Here is an 18,869-nt window from a genome sequence, read left to right on the forward strand (position 1 = left end):
TTAGTTGGTCAGTTAGCCGACCGGCAACTAATGGGCTTGATATTATATTTTTAAATCCGCTGCTCATAGGCTGAGTTTTTAGGAGATTGAAAAAATGGAATTGATTGTATCTCATAATAATATCGATTTTGACGGGTTGGCATCCATGGTGGCAGCCCAAAAGTTATTTCCCGAGGCCTTGATGGTCTTTGCCGGCAAGCTTCAGGGCAGCGTTCAGGAATTTATGGCTCTTTACAGGGATTCCATTGATGTGAAAAATCCCCGTATCTTTGATATCAAAAAGGTTAATAAATTGATCATTGTGGATACCAGGAATATTAAACGCATTGGAAATTTTCGCAAAATTATTGATCAGGGGGAGGCGGAGCTGGTTATTTTTGATCACCATCCCGCCGGTGAGGATGATTTAACCTCTCCATTTCTCGTTTTTGATAAAGTAGGCGCCACCACCACCCTGTTAATGGAACGCATCATTGCGGCTAAGATAAAAATAACCCCCTTTGAAGCAACTTTATTTGCCCTGGGTATTTATGAAGATACCGGTTCCTTAAGCTTTTCCACCACCACGGTCCGGGATGTGAAAGCTGTGGCCTGGTTGTTAGACCAGGGAGCGGATTTAAAGATTATCCGAAATTATATGGAACGGCCCTTAACGGATGAACAGCAAGAACTGCTGAATCTGCTGATGGAAGATATGGAATCTGTTGTGCATCAGGGCATCAACATCATCATTGCCAAGGCTTCTATACCGGAATATATTGCCGGATTGGATTTGTTAATTCATAAGATTGTGGAATTTACTGCAGCTCAAGTTGTTTTTACGGTGGCCCAAATGGATGACCGCATCATCATGGTGGCCAGGAGTGCCACCGATGGAGTGGATGTGGGTGCCATTTTGCGCCAATTTGGCGGCGGCGGTCACAATTCGGCAGCTTCCGCAACCATTAAAGCCATGAATCTGGATTGGGTCATGGATAATTTGCATAAGATCTTAAAGAAGAGCATCTCTCCGGAAGTAACAGCAAGAAATATTATGTCCTCTCCCGTGAAAACCGTTTCTCAGAACTTAAGCATCGATGAAACCGAGAAGATTATGATTCGCTATGGTCATACCGGGTTTCCGGTTATTGACGGGGAAAAGGTAATCGGCATCATTTCCCGCCGGGATATTGAAAAGGCCAGATACCATGGCTTAGGTCATGCTCCGGTGAAAGGCTTTATGTCTCATCATATTGCCACTATCAATAGTGATACCTCTCTGTCCGAAATTAAGCAAATCATGATCGAAAAGGATATTGGCCGTCTGCCGGTAATGGAAAATGATACCCTGGTGGGTATTATCTCACGATCGGATGTGTTACGGGTGCTTCACGGGGGGGATATTTTTCCTGTCTATGGTTCTGATTTTCCCCATGCCTGTTCCTTTACGGGAGAAAACTTTGCCTCTCGGATGAAGGCCCTCTTACCTGCCCATGTTTTTAAAATGATTGAAGACATCGGTGCCATTGCCGATAGTGAAAAGGTCGCCGTTTATTTGGTAGGAGGGATGGTGCGGGATCTGCTTCTGGGACTGCCCAATGTCGACCTGGACCTGGTCGTAGAAGGCAATGGCATTGCCTTTGGCACAAAATTGGCAAAAGAACTGACCGGAAGAATTTATTGTCATGAAAAGTTTGGCACAGCCAACCTGTTTCTGAACAACGGTCTCAAAATCGATATTGCCACGGCCAGAACAGAGTATTATGAATTTCCGGCGGCTTTGCCCACGGTGGAAAACGGTTCTTTAAAGCAGGATTTGTATCGCCGGGATTTTACCATCAACGCCATGGCCATCGGTTTAAATCACCACAATTGGGGACAATTAATTGACTTTTTTTGTGGTTGCTCGGATTTGCGCCGGAAGCTGATCCGGATTTTATATAATTTAAGCTTTGTGGAAGACCCTACCCGCATCATTCGCTCCATTCGTTTTGAAAAAAGGTATGATTTTACCATTGAGGAGGATACCTTGCGCTTTGCCCAGAAAGCCATTGAACAGAATTTTTTGGAAAGAGTTTCTGCCAATCGTTTAAAAGAAGAATTTGTTTTAATCTTAAAAGAAAAAAATATGATTGCCATTTTTAAAAGGTTAAAAGAAATGGATATTTGGAGCCGCATTTTACCCGAGCTGGAATTAACCCCGGGGATACTCCATTTTTTGGAGCATGTGACGGAAGACAGCAGTCAATTGACATCCTTACTTGGCCCCGTTGATCCGGGACTCCTGACCTTGCTCCTCCTTTGTCATCAGGCGGATGAAAAGCGGGTTGCCGCTAATATCGAAAGATTTCAATGGTCTAAGAAATATAATCTGGTTTTAATGAAAACAGCCCATGAAAAGAAAAAAATTCATGCTATGCTGCAAGGGAAAGATGTCCCGATCAGCAAAATTGACCTTCTTTTCCGTGACTTATCCAATGAAACCATCCTGTATTTTTATATTGTTTCCCCTGATCCTGAGCAAAAAAAGATTATCAATTATCTGCGCTTACGGAAAGAACGGATACCGGTTGTATCAGGCAAGGATCTGAAAATGTTGGGCATAAAGCCGGGACCTGTTTATCGGGAGATCTTAGAGATGCTGCGCACCGCCAGGCTTGATGGCATCGTGCAATCCCGTGCCGAAGAGATATCATTGATCAAAAATTATCTGACGAAAGAGGAGATGTTATGAATCTAAGTAATATCTGGGAATTAATTTTTTATATACCGGCCATATTATTAGCCCTCAGCGTGCATGAGTTTTCCCATGGATTTGTGGCGTACAGGCTGGGAGACCCTACGCCCAAGCTGCAAGGCCGCCTGACCTTAAATCCATTGAAACACCTTGATCCCATGGGCACCTTGTTATTGATTGTGGCCCATTTTGGCTGGGCGAAGCCGGTTCAGGTCAATCCCTATTATTTTCAAGGAGACAAAAAGCGGGGGATGATGACGGTTGCCCTGGCCGGTCCTTTTTCCAACATCCTTTTCGCTTATTTAAGCGCACTTCTTTTGTCTTTGATGTTGAGAGAAATATTGCCTTTTAATAATTTATTTGCTCTGTTTTTGCAGAACTTAGTACAAATCAATCTTATCTTAGCCGCCTTCAATCTCATTCCGGTGCCTCCCTTAGACGGGTCAAAAATTTTGGCAGGAATTCTCCCTGGGCAAGCCGGTGAATTTTTTTACAGTCTAGAACAATATGGACCAATCATCTTGTTGATTTTAATTGTATCGGGTATGATCCAAAGAATTTTTCTGCCCATTGTTAGTTTTTTATACAAGATCGTTTTTATGGCAACGGGAATTCCCATCTAAGATTATCTCATATTAAATCATAGCATCAATATTTTTGTGACAAGCAGAAGGAGAGAAGATCATGAAAAAGGGTATCATTTTTAGCGGCATGCGGCCGACAGGAAAACTTCATTTAGGTCATTTAAGTGTTTTGGAAAATTGGGTCAAGCTTCAAAAAGAATACGAGTGTTTCTATGGCATTGTCGATTGGCATGCTTTAACCACCGGTTTTGAAGATACCGACAATATTAAAGAAAATATCAAAGAAATGGCTTTGGATTGGTTAAGCGTCGGTCTTGACCCGGAAGAAAGCGCCATTTTCGTCCAATCCCATGTTAAAGAACATGGGGAATTATTTTTGCTTTTAGGTATGACCACCCCCTTATCCTGGTTGGAAAGAGTGCCTACCTACAAAGAACAAATTCATCAATTCGGTCAAGTCGGTAAGGATATTTCTACCTATGGCTTCCTGGGTTATCCTGTTTTAATGGCAGCGGATATTCTGGTTTATCGTGCCACTTCCGTACCTGTGGGAGAAGATCAGCTGCCCCACTTGGAATTAACACGGGAAATTGCCCGCCGCTTTAATCATATGTTTCAAACTGAGGTGATGTCGGAGCCTCAAGCCATTCTGGCTAAAGTAAAACTTTTGCCCGGTATCGACAATCGTAAAATGAGTAAAAGCTATGGCAATGATATTGCCCTAAATGCAAGCACGGAAGAAATTAATGATAAGGTTTCCCAGATGGTGACTGACCCGGCTCGTATCAGGAAAACCGATTTGGGCCATCCTGAAGTTTGCACCGTGCATACTTATCACACCTTTTATAATGAAGCGGAGGTCAAAGAGATCGGAGCAGAGTGCCGTACCGGCAAAATCGGTTGTGTGGCATGTAAAAAACGTCTGGCCCAAAAGCTAGACCTGTTTATTGCCCCCATCCGGGAAAAACGGGCCCAACTGGCCGCCCAGCCCAATATTTTAGATCAAATCCTGGAAGAGGGCGCCAATAAAGCGCGGGAGAAAGCTTCCCATACATTAGAAGCCGTTAGGGAAGCTATGAAGATTTAATGAAATATCAAATTAAATTAGAGGTATTCCAAGGACCCTTTGATTTATTATTCCATTTAATCGAAAAAAACGAAGTAGATATCTATAACATTCCCATTGCAGAAATTACCCGGCAATATCTGGACTATTTGACAGAAATGGAAAAGATGGATCTGGATATTGCCAGCGAATTTTTAGTAATGGCCTCAACCCTCCTGGCGATTAAAGCAAAAATGCTGCTGCCTAAACCACCGAAGCCGGAAGAGGAAGCAGCAGAGGAAGATGAGGATCCAAGAGATCAACTGGTGGAGCAATTATTAGAATATAAAAAGTATAAGCTGGTTGCTGAATTTCTACAGCAACAGGAGGAAGAGCAAGGAAAAATTTTTGTTCGCCCCAATGACGAAGCTTTTTATCTGGCTTTGTTTGATGATCCCAGCCCCTTGGAAGGAGTAAAGCTGGAGGATCTAAGGGCCGCCCTGCAAAGTGTATTAACCAGAATCCCGGTCGTAGATCCGGTGCAGGAAATTTTTAGAGAAGAAATCACGATCAAACAAAAAATTGAAGATATCCAAAAGGTTGTTTCGGAGCATGAGGAAGGAATATCCTTTTTCGCTTTATTTTCTCCAGAAGTGGGTCGGGTGGAAGTGGTGATCCAATTTTTGGCCTTGCTGGAATTAATGCGCCTCCATGAGATCAAAGTCAGCCAGGTTTCTCCCCATGGAGATATCATAATTTTTAAAGGTTGATCCCTTCTGTAAAACCGCAAATAGAGCAAAAACCTTATATACCTTGATAAAAGAGGTGCTTCATTAAAACTGCACCGGGGAAAGGGGATGAATTGATTTCGATGGGGATGCTTTTTAGTGAAGATATTCGAAACAACATAGAGTGCTTGCTCTTTGTCGCCTGTGAGCCCTTATCTGTGGAAAAACTCATGGAAATCACCGGTGCGGCAAGGGAAACTGTTATGGTTTTACTTGATGAATTAGCAGAGCACTATCAGGAAAGAGGATTTCAACTGATGGAAGTGGCCGGGGGCTGGCAATTTGCCACCAGACCTGCTTGCGCAGATATGATTGAAAAATATTATCGTCCCAAGATTCATTCCCTTTCCAAAGCAGCGCTGGAAACCTTAGCTATTATTGCCTACCGGCAGCCGGTTACCAGGACTGATATTGAGACTATCCGCGGGGTCAAGGTGGATGGGGTTGTCAGTACCTTGTTGGAAAAAAATTTGATCCAGGATGTGGGGAGGAAAAACGGCCCGGGCAGACCCGTTCTTTATGGAACCACCATGGAATTTCTGAAGTTTTTCGGTTTAAAATCATTGCAGGAACTGCCTGATCCGGATCAGCTGTCCCAGGATCCACCCAACCCAGAAAAGGAAAAATAAGCGAACCTTTCAGTTTTCACCTTATGATCCTGTTGTTCATATATTGATAGCACATGGTCAGGGGGAGGATGAGGATGGAAAAAGAAAGGGCTAATATCTTTAAAGTAAACCAAGGGAAACGCAACAGAGGGTACAACAGACAAGCTGCCGTGGCATATGCCCATCGTTGGTGGAACAGTTATAATCCTGATTTTCGTTATTTCCCGGTGGATTGTACCAATTATGTTTCTCAGGTTCTCTATGCCGGGGGCCTGCCCATGCAATACACCGGAAAACAAGATGCGGGATGGTGGTACGCCGCTAACGGAGCAAGAGAGGATCAGTGGAGCTTCAGCTGGGCTGTGGCTCATAGCTTGCGCTGGTATTTGGCCTCCCAACAAGGCGTGCTCACAGCTAAGGTAGCCGCGGCAAATGAATTAAGGCCGGGAGATATCATCTGTTATGATTGGGATGGAGACGGAGTCTGGCAGCACAATACCGTGGTGGTGGGTTTTAATGGGGATGGGCGGCCTTTAGTCAATGCCCATACCAATAACAGTCAAAACCGTCTTTGGGATTATCGGAATTCTGTGGCTTGGACAGAGAAAACATCATATCTTTTTTGGAACATTATATATTAACAGGTGAAAGCTGTTTTTTTGCTATGAAAGTATAAGTTTAGGGAACCGGACAGGTTCCCTTTTTTTGTACTATCAGCAAATATAAATTTAAAAAGGTTAGACCAATCATCAGTTCTCGATTAAATGCTAAAGGATGTAAATATAAGTGCACGAGAGGCATACTAAGACGGATTACAAGGAAGAATATAGTAATAGTGTTTTAACTTTTTGCATTTGATTCGAGGTGTGACCGTTGAAATTTGGTACCATCCTGTTATTAGTCTTTATCCTGCTATTATTGATTGGGCTTTTTTTACCCCTGCGTTTTCGGTTTTATTACCTAAAAAAAGAAAAGGATGATTTTATCAGCATCACCTGGCAAGTGATTCCAGGTATATGGGGCATTAAATTAGAAATCCCCTTTATCAAAATTTCAACCGCAGCCTTATGGCCGATGATAAAAATGGTGACTAAAATAGCAGGAGAAAAGGGCCGGCCATGGATGGAAAAAGAACAGCAAGAAATTTTAGGCAAGGTACAATTGAAAAGACTGGGCAGAAGCATAATTTTGCTTTTGAAAAATTCAAAAAAAATGAAAAAAATTGGGGACTGGTTTTTAAGTAAAATTTCATTAAGAGATTTTTTCTGGTGCACAGAAATCGGTACCAGGGATGCTGCCCAAACAGGAATTTTAACGGGGATTTTCTGGTCGATCAAGACCTTCCTCTATGGTTACTTGCAGCATCAGGTGAAGCATGTGGGCTGCCGACCGCAAATCTCTGTGCTTCCTGATTTTCAGCAGGAGAAAGCTTTTTTCCAATTGAACTGCATATTTGAGATCCGTTTAGGTCATATTATGATTGGCGGCTTAAAAATGCTTCCCTTATTATGGATCTTAAAAAAAGGCGGTGATTATAGATGAGTGACCATCCGATTGAAGCTTTGATGAAAACAGCGATGGAAAGTATCAAAGAAATGGTTGATGTTAATACCGTTGTCGGCGACCCCGTAGAAACGAAAGATGGCATGGTAATAATTCCTATCTCCCGGGTATCATGTGGTTTTGCCGCCGGAGGCGGAGAATACAGCACGAGCCCGGAAGAAAAAACTCAAACAGGAAAAACCCCCTTTGGAGGGGGTAGCGGCGCAGGTGTTTCAGTCCAACCCATGGGATTTTTGGTCGTCGGACAAAATCAAATCCGCTTGATTCCTGTGGAAGGGAATTTAGTAGCGGACCGGCTCCTGGATCTGGCACCCCAAGTATTAAATCAAATGCAATCGCTGATTAACAAAAATAAAAATCACTCTGTGATCAATCAAAATTGTCCCATGTAAAAACCCGCAAGGGTTTTTTGCTTTTACATTTTGTATTTTGTATTTTTTAAATTTTTATTATTTGGGGGGAGGATTTTTGAAAATGATCTAGAATCATAGAGATTGGCGAAAATTTTCACGAATTTTCAAATATTATCACCTATCGACAAATCCGTAAAACCAACACTGATGGAAGTTTTACTTGATCATATTAAGGCAAAATAAATGGAAGATAAAAGTAGGAGGCTGAAAATTGAAACGAAGTTTATTTAACATATTTATGATTATCGTCATGACCTTTGGAGTTGTTTCAGGAACTGCTTATGCAAGCCCGGAGGTAACGGCGAAATCAGCAATCTTAATTGATGCATCATCCGGCAGAATCCTCTTTGAAAAGAATGCCCATGAAAGGCTGCCCCAAGCCAGTACCACTAAAATAACCACTGCCCTTTTGGCTTTGGAAAATGCTGATTTGTCAAAACAGGTACAAGTACCGGCAGATTTTGTGAATCCCGGTGAATCCAATATTTACCTGGGGCCCGGTGAAGTCCATCCCATGGAAGATCTTCTTTACGCTCTGCTCTTAAAATCGGCTAATGATGCGGCAGAGGTCATCGCCATTGATATCGGCGGTTCCGTGGAGCAATTTGCTGAAATGATGAACAAACGGGTCAAAGAGATGGGTTTAAAAGATACCCATTATGTTAATCCCCATGGTTTAAATGATGAGAGACATTACACCTCAGCTTATGATTTGGCCATGATTGCCCGTGAAGCACTTAAAAATGAAAAATTCCGGGAGATTGTAAACACCAATAAATATGAGATTCCCTGGGAAGGAAACGAATATAATCGGGTTGCTTATAATACCAATCGCCTCCTCAAAACCTACGAAGGAGCAGACGGAGTGAAAACAGGTTTTACCCGACAAGCAGGAAGCTGTCTGGTAGGTTCTGCGACCCGCAATGGCATGCAATTAATTGCCGTGACCCTAAATTGCAATGGCATGTATCAGGAAATGACTGCCTTATTTGATTACGGATTCCAAAACTATCAAAAGAAAGAGATTTTTGAAGAGAATCAGACAGCCGGGCAGATTCCTGTGAAAGGCGGCACCTCAAAAACGGTGCATGCAGTAGCAAAAGCACCCTTGGGAGTTGCTTTTAATATAAAAGATAAGGACCTCCTGGAACCAAGCATCTATCTGCCTGAGAAAATTAAAGCCCCAGTTAAAGAAGGGCAGCGCTTAGGATCGGCAGTAGTTAAAATTGATGAGAACACCTTTGTCACCACTGAGTTGGTTGCTGCCAATGATGTAGGGAAAAGCTCTTTTTTTGCTTATCTCTGGGATACCTTTATCAGCGCCATAATTTAGCACCCCTTGGGGTGCTTTTTTAAATAAATAATTAAGCAGAACGATGACCGCAATAATAAGAATACTTATAAGATGGGAGCATTGCTGTGAAAGAAAATAAACAGTTGAACCCAGTGAAGTCTATTATAGTCATATACTTAATATGTTTTGTTTTGAGAGCCATTGAATACATGGTTATCCGTACAGATCAAAGCTTTTTTGGCGAGGCGTTTATACATAAACTGGCAGGTATACTCGTACTCATGTTGGCAATACGGTACTTTTCATTAAAATTGCCGGAAATCGGGTTTGCATTAAAGTCGGCAGGCAAATATGTGCTTTATGGTCTGCTGCTTGGCGCAGTTGTGTTTATTATCGCTTATGGAACCGAGTTTCTTATCCAACTGTCACGAGGAGGCAGCCCTTCCTTTCAAGTCTATGTGACCAGATATTCGTTGGATGGTAACCTGGGCCGTCAAACTGGGTTATTGTTTTTTGTTTTCTGTATTGTGGGCAATCTTATCAATGTGGTTATGGAGGAAGGCGTTTTTCGCGGCTTATTTATCAAACTTGCTGAAACGAGGTTTTCTTTTATTAAAGCGGTGCTTCTTTCCTCTATGTTTTTTGGGATCTGGCATATTGCGGCCCCGGTACGCAGCCTGTGGGATGGAGATTTGAGCGTAACTGGAGCGGTCATGTCTGCCTTGATGCTTATTTTGACCACAGGAATTACGGGAGTAAAATTCTGTTTACTTACTAAAATTACGGGTTCGCTTTGGATGCCGATGGCTGACCATTTTTTAACAACACTATCATCAATCTTTTGCATGTCATAACGATCTCAGGCGCAGATGAATTACAGGTAATACGCATTTCGATTGCTCAATCGGTATCATTCCTGATTGTCCTTTTTGTCTATTGGAAAAGCGGAGCACAGCAAAAACAGACATTCCGCTCATAATAGATGAAAAATATGCGTAACATCAGCAATATGGAGAGATCTTGTGTTTATCAGCGGGATGCTTGTTCTTTAAATTAAACAAAAAGTTCAATAAGAACGCGCAAGCATAAGAATTATTTTATTATGCAGCGATAAAACGGAATTGGGAGATGAGTGCTTTGAATCTTAAAGAAAGAGCAAGACAATTAAAAATAGATATTCCAGCAGTGTTTTTAAGTTTGAAAAGCAAGGAAACGCCGCTGCCAGCTAAAATTTTTGCAGGGATCACGATTGGCTATGCCCTTTCACCCATTGATTTAATTCCGGACTTTGTTCCTGTACTTGGCTACCTTGATGATGTTATTATCTTACCCGCGTTAATCGCACTGACAATTCGCCTGATTCCCCAAGATATTTTTGAACAATTCCGAAAAGAAGCCGAGGGAATGTGGCAGAATGGGAAGCCAAAGAAGTGGTACTATGCAATTCCCATCGCCCTGATTTGGCTGTTTGTAATCTGTTTGATTGTCAAAGCTGTCGTTATCTGAACCACATACCGCCAGCGTTGTCGATTTTGGGTTTTTTTGTACCCAATTGTTATCTATTGGTCTAACAATTGGGTACATTTCAATGCAGATAATCTATTCAGTTTGTGATTGGGAGTTAATGTATTATTTTGCTATTGTAAAGCTATCAAATACTTGGCCTTTGTTTGGCCCGCTTGCCGCTATGCCTTTGGCATTAAGTCCATTTTCGTCTCGTGTTATGATCATAAAAGAGCGTATGGAATTTTCTTCAAAGATAGGTTTATTTCCTGATGGGTGATATGGATCATCCTGACCACGATAGTTATTGCCAATAGATGCCGCTTCAATATAATTTACATCATTAATTAAATATCTCTCATAAACGTGGGAATGTCCAAAATTAACACCGTTTACGCCATATTTTTCATATAAAGGTCTTAATACATTCCAAGCGTAGTCTCCATGAGGATATTTTACGCTGCCGTCCTTTTTGACTAATGGTTCAGAATATGGATACCAGCCGTCATCTCCTCTGTTAACCATATGCCAGTGCATGTTCACCCATTTGTATTGAGCATCAGATTCTTTTAGGTCATCACGAAGCCATTTCACTTGGGGGCTTCCTTGGGAAATGTCATCAAACATCATCCAACCAGGGGATTCCAGACCGCTCCACGCTTGCCATCTGAAAGCCGAGATGCTGGAGATATGCAAATCGCCATAGTCTGCACTGTACCAATGTCTTCCGTTAGGATAATACTCCTGTTCCGGATATAAAGGTCTGAATATCTGCATGTAAATGGAGAGTGACCAGTCATCAACATTATTTACTGTCATTTCTTTTGATGACATGATTCGTTGATCATCTACTTCGTGATTACCGGGAGTGACAAAAATAGGAGTATATTGCAGTAATTCAGATCCATCTTCTTCCTGTTGCATAATTTCAAACCAGGTTTTACCAAGTTCATTAGGTGCAATAAAACAGTCCTCTACAAAAAACCATTCTCCGGCTTTCCATGGTGTGTTTTGAAGATCGCCCCCGTAAATGATGAAATCAGGTTTTTGTTGGCCTATTTGTTTTACTGTTGCTGGGCTTTCTGCCTTTAATTGAAGATCTGACAATAATGCAAACGTAAAGTCTTCACCGTTTACAGGTGCAGTTTTGAAACTGTATATTGTAGATTTTTCAATTTTGTCGTCAACTTTGGTAGTTGTTTGGTAATAGTAAGTCGTGTTCGGTTCAAGATCTTTTAATGTGCCAATTTGTTGGAACACATTTAATTCAGGGTTGTTTGCAGGATCCGAATCATATCCGGTTGGTGTATTTGATGTTTTAAGCCCATCAATTTTGTATTCCTCTGTAGTAATGGTTTGTCCGAGTTCTTTCGTAAGTCCATATTCTACAACTCCTTCACTGCTTACCTTACTCAACCAAAGAACGTTCATTTCGTTAGAGGGACTCAAGGTTAGCAGATAAGGTTTTGTGTAGGTAACTGTACCTTGTGCAAATGCTGAATTTGCAAACAATAACAATATCAGCAATGCAAAAATAATTGAAATTCTTTTCTTCATTAATATTACCCCCTTTTTAAAAGTTGATTTTACATTTGCCGTAAGGATTAGCTTCTTCTCATACTCCTTTCTCTTAAAATATTTTCTTATACTTAAAACTATCATATTTTGTTTAACAATAAATTATGGATTAGTAAAATATGGGTTAATTTATTTAACGATATCTCTGAGAAAACCCCTAAACCGAAAGAACCGCCCTCGTGGTCGGTTTTTTTTTCGCATATTTTACGATTTGTCCTCATATGAATTCATGAGCGGGATACATGCTAATAGGGAAGGGATGAAAAACGTGGTCAATTTGATTTGGTTGGTGCTTTTGTTGTCCGGTATTATTACAGCGGGACTGAATGGCAATATTGAGGTGGTGACAGAGAGCGCTTTCCAGGCTGCCCAGACCGGAGTAAAAATATCCTTTGAAATCATCGGTGTGATGACACTTTGGTTAGGGTTATTAAAATTGGCGGAACAATCCGGCCTGGTGCAAGCTATCTCCAGACTGGTGCGTCCTGTTGCTCTTTTGCTTTTTCCCAGTATTCCTAAAGACAGCCCCGCTTTAGGATCCATCATTATGAATTTAAGTGCCAATATTTTAGGTTTAGGTAATGCTGCCACCCCTTTTGGGTTAAAAGCCATGGCGCAATTACAGGAGCTTAATCAGAATAAAAACGTTGCTTCCGATGCCATGATTACTTTTTTAGCCCTTAATACATCATGTATCACTTTAATTCCCGCCATGGTTATCAGCCTCCGGGTGCAGGAGGGTTCAGCAAATCCAGTAGAAATTGTAGGTACAACCATTATAGCTACTGCCTGTGCAACGATTTGCGCAATCTGTGCCGATATTATTCTGCGTAAAAAGTATCGGAATAAAACTTAATATCAGATCGACAAGCAAAAGAAATTCAATACGAAAGATGATCCATGAAAGGAGCGAGCTGTTTTGATGGATTTATTGACCCAAATCTCCCGCTGGGCCATTCCCGTCCTGTTATTTATCATTCCCTTATATGCGTATATCAAGAAAGTTAATGTCTATGAAGTCTTTGTCGAAGGGGCAGGAGAAGGGATTAAGATTGCTTTTCGGATTCTGCCTTTTTTAGTGGGTATGCTGGTAGCGATCAGCGTCTTTCGTGCTTCCGGTGCTATGGCAGCCCTGATCAATTTTTTATCTCCTCTGACCAATCTTTTGGGGATCCCGGGAGAAGTTCTGCCTTTGGCGGTAATGAGACCTTTATCGGGGAGCGGCGCTTTGGGCATCACAGCGGAATTAATCAATCAGTACGGCCCGGATTCTTTTATCGGCCGATTGGCATCCACCATGCAGGGCAGCACGGATACCACTTTTTATGTCCTGACGGTTTATTTCGGTTCTGTCGGAGTAATTAAATACCGCTATGCCGTCCAGGTAGGCTTAATTGCAGATATTACCAGTTTTATCGCTTCGGTAATCATCTGTCATCTTTATTTTGGAACCTAAAAGAAAATATTCCTGGGATATGGTTTGCTTGTTCCCATCTTTATTGCTATAATTCTCTCAGAATTTATTAACTGAGGTGTGTTATGGAAGAGAGATTACAAAAGGTTCTGGCTCATGCAGGAGTTGCTTCCCGCCGGGCTTGTGAAGAGTTGATTTTAGCCGGTAAAGTAAAGGTAGACGGAAAACCCGTTACGGAACTTGGCGTGAAAGTAGACCCCCAAAAAAATATGATTGAAGTTTCCGGTGTCATGATATCCGGAGCAGAAAAGAAAAAATATCTTTTATTATATAAACCGGTGGGTTACCTTAGCACGGTGCATGATCCTCGCAAAAGACGTACAATTATGGATTTAATCAGTGAAGTGCCGGAGAGGGTCTATCCCGTAGGCCGTTTGGATTATGATACCTCCGGTCTTCTGATCCTGACTAATGACGGCGCTTTAACCCATTGTTTAATCCATCCCAGCCATGAAGTGCGAAAGACCTATCGTACCTTGGTCAAAGGTGTGCCTTTAGGGAGAAGTTTAGGACAATTGGCGGCAGGGATTATGTTGGAAGATGGGAAAACAGCACCGTCAGAAATCAAATTAAAAAAAATAGAAAATGGTAATGCCTTACTGGATATTTCCATTCATGAAGGGAAAAAACGTCAGGTGCGCAGAATGTTTGAAGCCATTGGCCACCCGGTGCTGAAGCTGAAACGCATCGCTTTCGGTCCTTTAAAATTGGACAAGATGAAACCAGGAGAATGGCGCTATTTAACCAACCAGGAAGTAGCAGCTTTAAAAAAATTAAAAGGAACTAAGGGGATAGTAGCGAATAGATAAGTTTAATGATAAAATTTTTATAAAGGAGCTCAAAGCTTATCTATCTGCATCGTTTTGTACTTTCAGAAAATAAAAATTTTAAAGGTTGAAAGTATATGTGCAACTAAGGCTTCCCCTAAAGGACTGGAATTTCTAAGCATTGCAAAAAACCCAATGCAAGAAATTCTAGCGCGCCTAAGCCTACGGCTTGGCGTATGCCAAGTTTTCTAATGCCTTGAGCTCAGAGAAAGGGATGGCTCTTAACATGACTCAAAAAGAGAAACTGGAAAAAGGTTTGATTCAGATTTACACCGGTAATGCGAAAGGTAAAAGTACGGCATCATTCGGTTTGGCCGTACGGGCAGCCGGGCATGGCTTTAAGGTGGTCATCATTCAGTTTATGAAAACCGGTACTTATTATGGTGAAATTAGCGGTTTAAAACGGCTGGCTCCGGAAGTAGAGCTTCATTCTTACGGCAGGAACGGTTTTGTTCATCGAAGAGGTGTCTTGAAAGAAGACATTGATTTGGCTCATCAAGCCCTGGAACATGCTGAAAAGGCGTTGCTGGACCCGGAGACGGATCTGTTAATCCTGGACGAAATCAATAATGCCCTTTACTTTGAATTACTTACTGTGGAAGAAGTATTGAATTTGCTGGATAAAAAACCGGAGCATGTGGAATTGGTATTAACGGGACGCAATGCCCCACCGGAATTAATCGAAAGAGCTCATTTAGTGACGGAGATGAAAGAGATCAAGCATCCTTATCAAATGGGTATCAAAAGCAGAAAAGGAATTGAATATTAAAGGCAGGGGGAAAATAAGGTGAAATTGATCCGTTTTCAAAAAGATAATACAGTTTTCCAGGGAGTCTTACAAGATGAGCAGGTCTTTCCCCTGGAGGGTTCTTATTTTGGCGATTTTCATATCAAGGAGAAGGGCTGGCCCCGGCATGAGGTCAAACTGCTGGCTCCTTGCGAACCCAGCAAGATTATTTGTGTGGGATTAAATTACGCTGATCATGCCCAAGAGATGAATTTAGTCATTCCCGAATGGCCGGTTATATTTATGAAACCCTTTACCACGGTGATCGGGCCTGAGGAAGAGATTATTTATCCCGATCATTTTGTCAAGCGGCTGGATTATGAAGGAGAACTGGCTGTGGTCATAAAGAAAACCGGGAAAAATATTCCGGAAGCAGAATCTTTGGATTATGTATTAGGCTATACCTGCTCCAACGATGTCACGGCACGTAACATTCAGCCAAAAGACGGCCAATGGACCGTTTCCAAATCCTTTGATACCTTTTGCCCATTAGGACCTGTGATCGTAACGGACCTACCCTGGAATGAACTGGATATTTCCAGCAGGCTCAACGGTGTGCTCAAACAGCAATCAAATACGAAGAATTTAATTTTTGGCATACCTTATTTAATCCATTATTTAAGTCAAGTCATGACCTTATTACCGGGGGATGTGATTATTACCGGCACTCCTTCAGGTATTGGCGCCATGGAAATCGGAGACGAGGTTTCCGTAACCATTGAAGGAATCGGCACTTTAACCAATCTTGTGGGAAAGGCCGGATGAGTCTGTGCACAAAATTGTCGTAATCGGTGGCGGAGCAGCGGGTATCTTGGCAGCAATTGCCGCCCAAGAACGAGGCGCTCGCGTCACCCTATTAGAAAAAAACAAGCAAATCGGCAAAAAAATGCTCATTACCGGGAAGGGACGCTGTAACATCACCAACGCCGGTACCAGGGAGGATATTATTGAAAATATCCCGGGGAATGGTACATTTCTATATTCTGCCCTCAACCAATTCTCCAATTTTGATGTCATTGATTTTTTCCGGCGCATTGGTGTTGCCACCAAGGTCGAAAGGGGGGACCGGGTCTTTCCTGTTTCCGACCGGGCTCAGGATGTGGTGGAAGCCCTAAAGAGATATCTCTTAAAGCTGGGTGTCGAGATCAAATATGAACAGGTAGGAGCAGAGCTGGTGATCAATCAGGGCAAAGTTTTGGGAGTCAGGGTGAAGGGAGATCGATTCTTTCCCGGGGATCGAGTCATTGTCGCCACCGGGGGATCCTCTTATCCCGGTACCGGATCAACGGGAGACGGGTATCGTATGGCCGCATCAATCGGCCATCAAATCACTCCTTTAAAGCCCTCCCTGGTACCCTTGGAAACACGGGAGCCATGGGTTAAAGAACTGCAAGGATTAAGCTTAAAAAATGTCCGTGCTGCTGTAGTATCCGGAGGTAAAATCATAGCCTCCGATTTCGGTGAAATGCTCTTTACCCACTTTGGCCTGTCCGGGCCGATTATTCTATCATTAAGCAACGTTGTAGCCGCCGCTTTAAAATCTGACGCCAAGCAGCCCATCACAGTGGTGATCGATTTAAAGCCGGCATTATCAATTGAACAACTGGATCAGCGCATCCAAAGAGATTTTCAAAAATTCGCCCGGAAAATTCTTGCCAATGCTTTAGGTGATCTTTTGCCCAAATCTTTGATCCCGGTGTTTCTCAAGAACTTGTCCGTATCCCAGGAAAAGTTTGTTCATCAGATCACCAAAGAGGAACGGGAGGAAATTGTTCATTTATTAAAGCATTTTACGGTAACCATAACCAAAACCCGCCCATTGGCGGAAGCCATTGTTACCGCAGGCGGGGTTCACGTGAAGGAAGTGAATCCCAAAACAATGGAATCAAAAATTGTTGAGGGACTATACTTTGCAGGAGAAGTCCTGGATATTGACGGTTACACCGGAGGCTATAATCTTCAGGCTGCCTTTTCTACCGGCTGGGTCGCAGGATCGTCTGCTGCCGAATAAAAATTCCTTGCCCCGCATATCTTATATAGATAATACAACCTTGATAAGATAGGCGGTGCAAAGATATGACCAAAAGAAAAATAAACTGGGATCAAAACCTTTGGCAGTTGCTTACCCGGAGTGAAAAGATCCTGGTCCGAATGATCATCATAAGTTTGGTATTATTGGTCGCGGCCCAATCCCTCCTTACATCCGATCCTCTGCGCTTTTATTTAAGCTGGTCTGAAAGATTGGAGGGACAGCCTTTTCAAGAGTGGTCCCAGCCTTCAGCCAGGGTGCTTGATACGGAATCCCCTCTTTTTGCCCATCTTACCATCGAGTTGCAGGATTTCTCATCCTTGGCCAAGGCGAAGCTTTTTATCAATGGAAAAGAAGTGGCTGATTTCCGGAATAAAAAGATCACCGTAAAGGTTTCATCCAATGACGTTGTTTCCGTAGACGGTTCTTTTTACCATCGGCCCTTGACTTTTCGCATTACGGAAAGCTCCTCTAATATCGCTGCACCTGTTCTTTATCAGCAAATCGAAACCAATCGCTCTCTGGAATCCTTTCCCCAGGTTCAATTTAAATAACAGTTGCTATTTCTTGCCCTGCTTTCTATAATAGTTAATGTAGGATGGAAGGGTTGATATGCTAAAATTGTTGCACTCCTATCCGGGAGTGCTGTTTTGAGTTGATGATAATGAGTTCTGGCTTACGCCAAGCCGAAGGTGAGCGAAGTTATACTTTCTGAAAGTATAAAATACGGCGCAGAAAAAGCGGCCAAAAGCTCTGATTACAAGGAGGAATTTTCTATGGTTCCGATTGGAAGTAAGAAAGTCGCCGGCATCGCCATTAAATTAGCACTTTCAGAAAGCCGTGAGGAAGAAAAAGAACTAAAAAAACTTTATCAAGCAGAGGGCATTACCACGGCCGCGGTGGATTACGGAGGAGAATTTTTGTCCTCGGTGGCAAAAATTATTGAACGGGCAGTGGTCGCAGCGAAGAGAGAAGGGGTCATCAAGGATACCCATGCCGGTGAAGGAGCAGTGGCCGGAGCTACCCACGATGCCTTAACCCAGATTATGCCCAAATCCATCGGATTGAATATTGGAGGGAAAATCGGCATTGCCCGATACTGTGACCATGTTAGCGTGGCCGTATTCTTTGGCATCGGTATGATCCATTTAGACGAGATTGCCGTTGGACTAGCCCATCGGGCGGTAACCCAGGAATCTTAAAGGCAGTGCTCTACTTAGTGAAGTGACTCGGTAGCTTAGATGCCTTAAGGATGATACAGCCGTTACATAGCAGAAAGGGATGAAAAGTAAATGGCGGTAAGAGGGATAAGAGGAGCGATATCAGTAGAAAATAATGCTCAGGAAGCAATCAGCCAGGCGACTCGGGAACTGATTGGTGAAATCATGGAAAAGAATCATCTTGATTCCAAAGATATCGCCAGTGTATTGTTTTCGGTAACAAGTGATTTGGATGCCCAGTTTCCGGCTCGTGCCGCCCGGGAAATGGGTTGGGAAAATGTACCCATGATGTGTACCTGGGAAATGGACGTACCCGGTAGTATCAGGGGTATTATTCGCGTCATGATTCATTGGAATACAGAGTCGGCTCAAGACGAAATTAAACATATTTACCTGAAAAGGGCCGCCGCCCTTCGTCCGGATTTAGTATAGCAGGTAAG

The 18,869-nt window shown here is 42.6% G+C and carries 21 protein-coding genes; 20 read left to right on the forward strand and 1 reads right to left on the reverse strand.

Going from position 1 to position 18,869, the window contains the following annotated elements:
• Nucleotides 1–94: 94 nt before the first annotated feature.
• From CEQ75_RS12605 to CEQ75_RS12655, 11 genes are all read left to right on the forward strand, one after another.
• Entirely contained in the window at nucleotides 95–2,713 is a 2,619-nt protein-coding gene (locus CEQ75_RS12605) for a CBS domain-containing protein (protein WP_089611131.1), read from the forward strand.
• Nucleotides 2,710–3,339, forward strand: a complete 630-nt coding sequence (locus tag CEQ75_RS12610) for a site-2 protease family protein (protein WP_089611133.1) — start codon at nucleotides 2,710–2,712, stop codon at nucleotides 3,337–3,339. Before CEQ75_RS12605 ends, CEQ75_RS12610 begins: the two co-directional genes overlap by 4 nt.
• 61 nt (nucleotides 3,340–3,400) lie before the next feature.
• Nucleotides 3,401–4,387, forward strand: a complete 987-nt coding sequence (gene trpS, locus CEQ75_RS12615) for a tryptophan--tRNA ligase (protein WP_089611136.1) — start codon at nucleotides 3,401–3,403, stop codon at nucleotides 4,385–4,387.
• A complete protein-coding gene (locus tag CEQ75_RS12620; RefSeq protein WP_089611138.1) occupies nucleotides 4,387–5,115 on the forward strand; it encodes a segregation and condensation protein A in 729 nt (242 codons plus the stop codon). Before trpS ends, CEQ75_RS12620 begins: the two co-directional genes overlap by 1 nt.
• Nucleotides 5,116–5,216: 101 nt before the next feature.
• Entirely contained in the window at nucleotides 5,217–5,762 is a 546-nt protein-coding gene (gene scpB / locus CEQ75_RS12625; RefSeq protein ID WP_089611140.1) for an SMC-Scp complex subunit ScpB, read from the forward strand.
• Between the two features lie 74 nt (nucleotides 5,763–5,836).
• A complete protein-coding gene (locus tag CEQ75_RS12630) occupies nucleotides 5,837–6,382 on the forward strand; it encodes an amidase domain-containing protein (protein WP_198306534.1) in 546 nt (181 codons plus the stop codon).
• 232 nt (nucleotides 6,383–6,614) lie between these two features.
• Complete coding sequence (locus CEQ75_RS12635; protein ID WP_089611143.1) at nucleotides 6,615–7,283, forward strand: DUF2953 domain-containing protein; 669 nt, start codon at nucleotides 6,615–6,617, stop codon at nucleotides 7,281–7,283.
• On the forward strand, nucleotides 7,280–7,696 hold the full coding sequence (gene ytfJ, locus CEQ75_RS12640) for a GerW family sporulation protein (protein ID WP_089611144.1): 417 nt from the start codon (nucleotides 7,280–7,282) through the stop codon (nucleotides 7,694–7,696). The genes CEQ75_RS12635 and ytfJ overlap by 4 nt, the downstream gene beginning before the upstream one ends.
• Before the next feature lie 232 nt (nucleotides 7,697–7,928).
• Nucleotides 7,929–9,050: a D-alanyl-D-alanine carboxypeptidase family protein gene (locus CEQ75_RS12645; protein WP_089611147.1), complete on the forward strand. Its 1,122-nt coding sequence runs from the start codon at nucleotides 7,929–7,931 to the stop codon at nucleotides 9,048–9,050.
• Between the two features lie 86 nt (nucleotides 9,051–9,136).
• A complete protein-coding gene (locus tag CEQ75_RS12650; RefSeq protein ID WP_242965178.1) occupies nucleotides 9,137–9,865 on the forward strand; it encodes a CPBP family intramembrane glutamic endopeptidase in 729 nt (242 codons plus the stop codon).
• Between the two features lie 283 nt (nucleotides 9,866–10,148).
• Nucleotides 10,149–10,517 carry a YkvA family protein gene (locus CEQ75_RS12655; RefSeq protein ID WP_198306535.1) on the forward strand — a complete coding sequence of 123 codons (369 nt, stop codon included), beginning with the start codon at nucleotides 10,149–10,151 and terminating at the stop codon, nucleotides 10,515–10,517.
• Between the two features lie 123 nt (nucleotides 10,518–10,640).
• On the opposite strand, the gene CEQ75_RS12660 is transcribed toward CEQ75_RS12655, so the two are convergent.
• On the reverse strand, nucleotides 10,641–12,071 hold the full coding sequence (locus CEQ75_RS12660) for a metallophosphoesterase family protein (protein WP_198306536.1): 1,431 nt from the start codon (nucleotides 12,069–12,071) through the stop codon (nucleotides 10,641–10,643).
• Nucleotides 12,072–12,360: 289 nt separating this feature from the next.
• On the opposite strand from CEQ75_RS12660, the gene CEQ75_RS12665 reads away from it, so the two are divergent.
• The 9 genes from CEQ75_RS12665 (at nucleotide 12,361) to aroH (ending at nucleotide 18,861) form a co-directional block, all read left to right on the forward strand.
• On the forward strand, nucleotides 12,361–12,948 hold the full coding sequence (locus CEQ75_RS12665; protein WP_089612626.1) for a nucleoside recognition domain-containing protein: 588 nt from the start codon (nucleotides 12,361–12,363) through the stop codon (nucleotides 12,946–12,948).
• A 66-nt stretch (nucleotides 12,949–13,014) separates the two neighbouring features.
• The gene (locus tag CEQ75_RS12670) at nucleotides 13,015–13,548 is read left to right on the forward strand and encodes a spore maturation protein (RefSeq protein WP_089611152.1); all 534 of its coding nucleotides are present in this window, start codon (nucleotides 13,015–13,017) and stop codon (nucleotides 13,546–13,548) included.
• 83 nt (nucleotides 13,549–13,631) lie between these two features.
• Nucleotides 13,632–14,375, forward strand: coding sequence for a pseudouridine synthase (locus CEQ75_RS12675; protein ID WP_089611154.1), 744 nt, complete (start codon nucleotides 13,632–13,634; stop codon nucleotides 14,373–14,375).
• A 244-nt stretch (nucleotides 14,376–14,619) separates the two neighbouring features.
• Nucleotides 14,620–15,162, forward strand: coding sequence for a cob(I)yrinic acid a,c-diamide adenosyltransferase (gene cobO / locus CEQ75_RS12680; RefSeq protein WP_089611156.1), 543 nt, complete (start codon nucleotides 14,620–14,622; stop codon nucleotides 15,160–15,162).
• A gap of 18 nt (nucleotides 15,163–15,180) precedes the next feature.
• Nucleotides 15,181–15,945, forward strand: a complete 765-nt coding sequence (locus CEQ75_RS12685; RefSeq protein ID WP_089611158.1) for a fumarylacetoacetate hydrolase family protein — start codon at nucleotides 15,181–15,183, stop codon at nucleotides 15,943–15,945.
• A 4-nt stretch (nucleotides 15,946–15,949) separates the two neighbouring features.
• Nucleotides 15,950–17,191: a BaiN/RdsA family NAD(P)/FAD-dependent oxidoreductase gene (locus CEQ75_RS12690; protein WP_089611160.1), complete on the forward strand. Its 1,242-nt coding sequence runs from the start codon at nucleotides 15,950–15,952 to the stop codon at nucleotides 17,189–17,191.
• A 65-nt stretch (nucleotides 17,192–17,256) separates the two neighbouring features.
• Nucleotides 17,257–17,763, forward strand: coding sequence for a hypothetical protein (locus tag CEQ75_RS12695; protein WP_089611162.1), 507 nt, complete (start codon nucleotides 17,257–17,259; stop codon nucleotides 17,761–17,763).
• 222 nt (nucleotides 17,764–17,985) lie between these two features.
• A complete protein-coding gene (locus tag CEQ75_RS12700; protein ID WP_089611163.1) occupies nucleotides 17,986–18,411 on the forward strand; it encodes a HutP family protein in 426 nt (141 codons plus the stop codon).
• Nucleotides 18,412–18,501: 90 nt separating this feature from the next.
• The gene (gene aroH / locus CEQ75_RS12705; protein WP_089611166.1) at nucleotides 18,502–18,861 is read left to right on the forward strand and encodes a chorismate mutase; all 360 of its coding nucleotides are present in this window, start codon (nucleotides 18,502–18,504) and stop codon (nucleotides 18,859–18,861) included.
• The last annotated feature ends 8 nt before the right edge of the window (nucleotides 18,862–18,869 follow it).

Source organism: Dehalobacterium formicoaceticum, from assembly GCF_002224645.1.
Taxonomy (GTDB): Bacteria; Bacillota; Dehalobacteriia; order Dehalobacteriales; family Dehalobacteriaceae; genus Dehalobacterium; species Dehalobacterium formicoaceticum.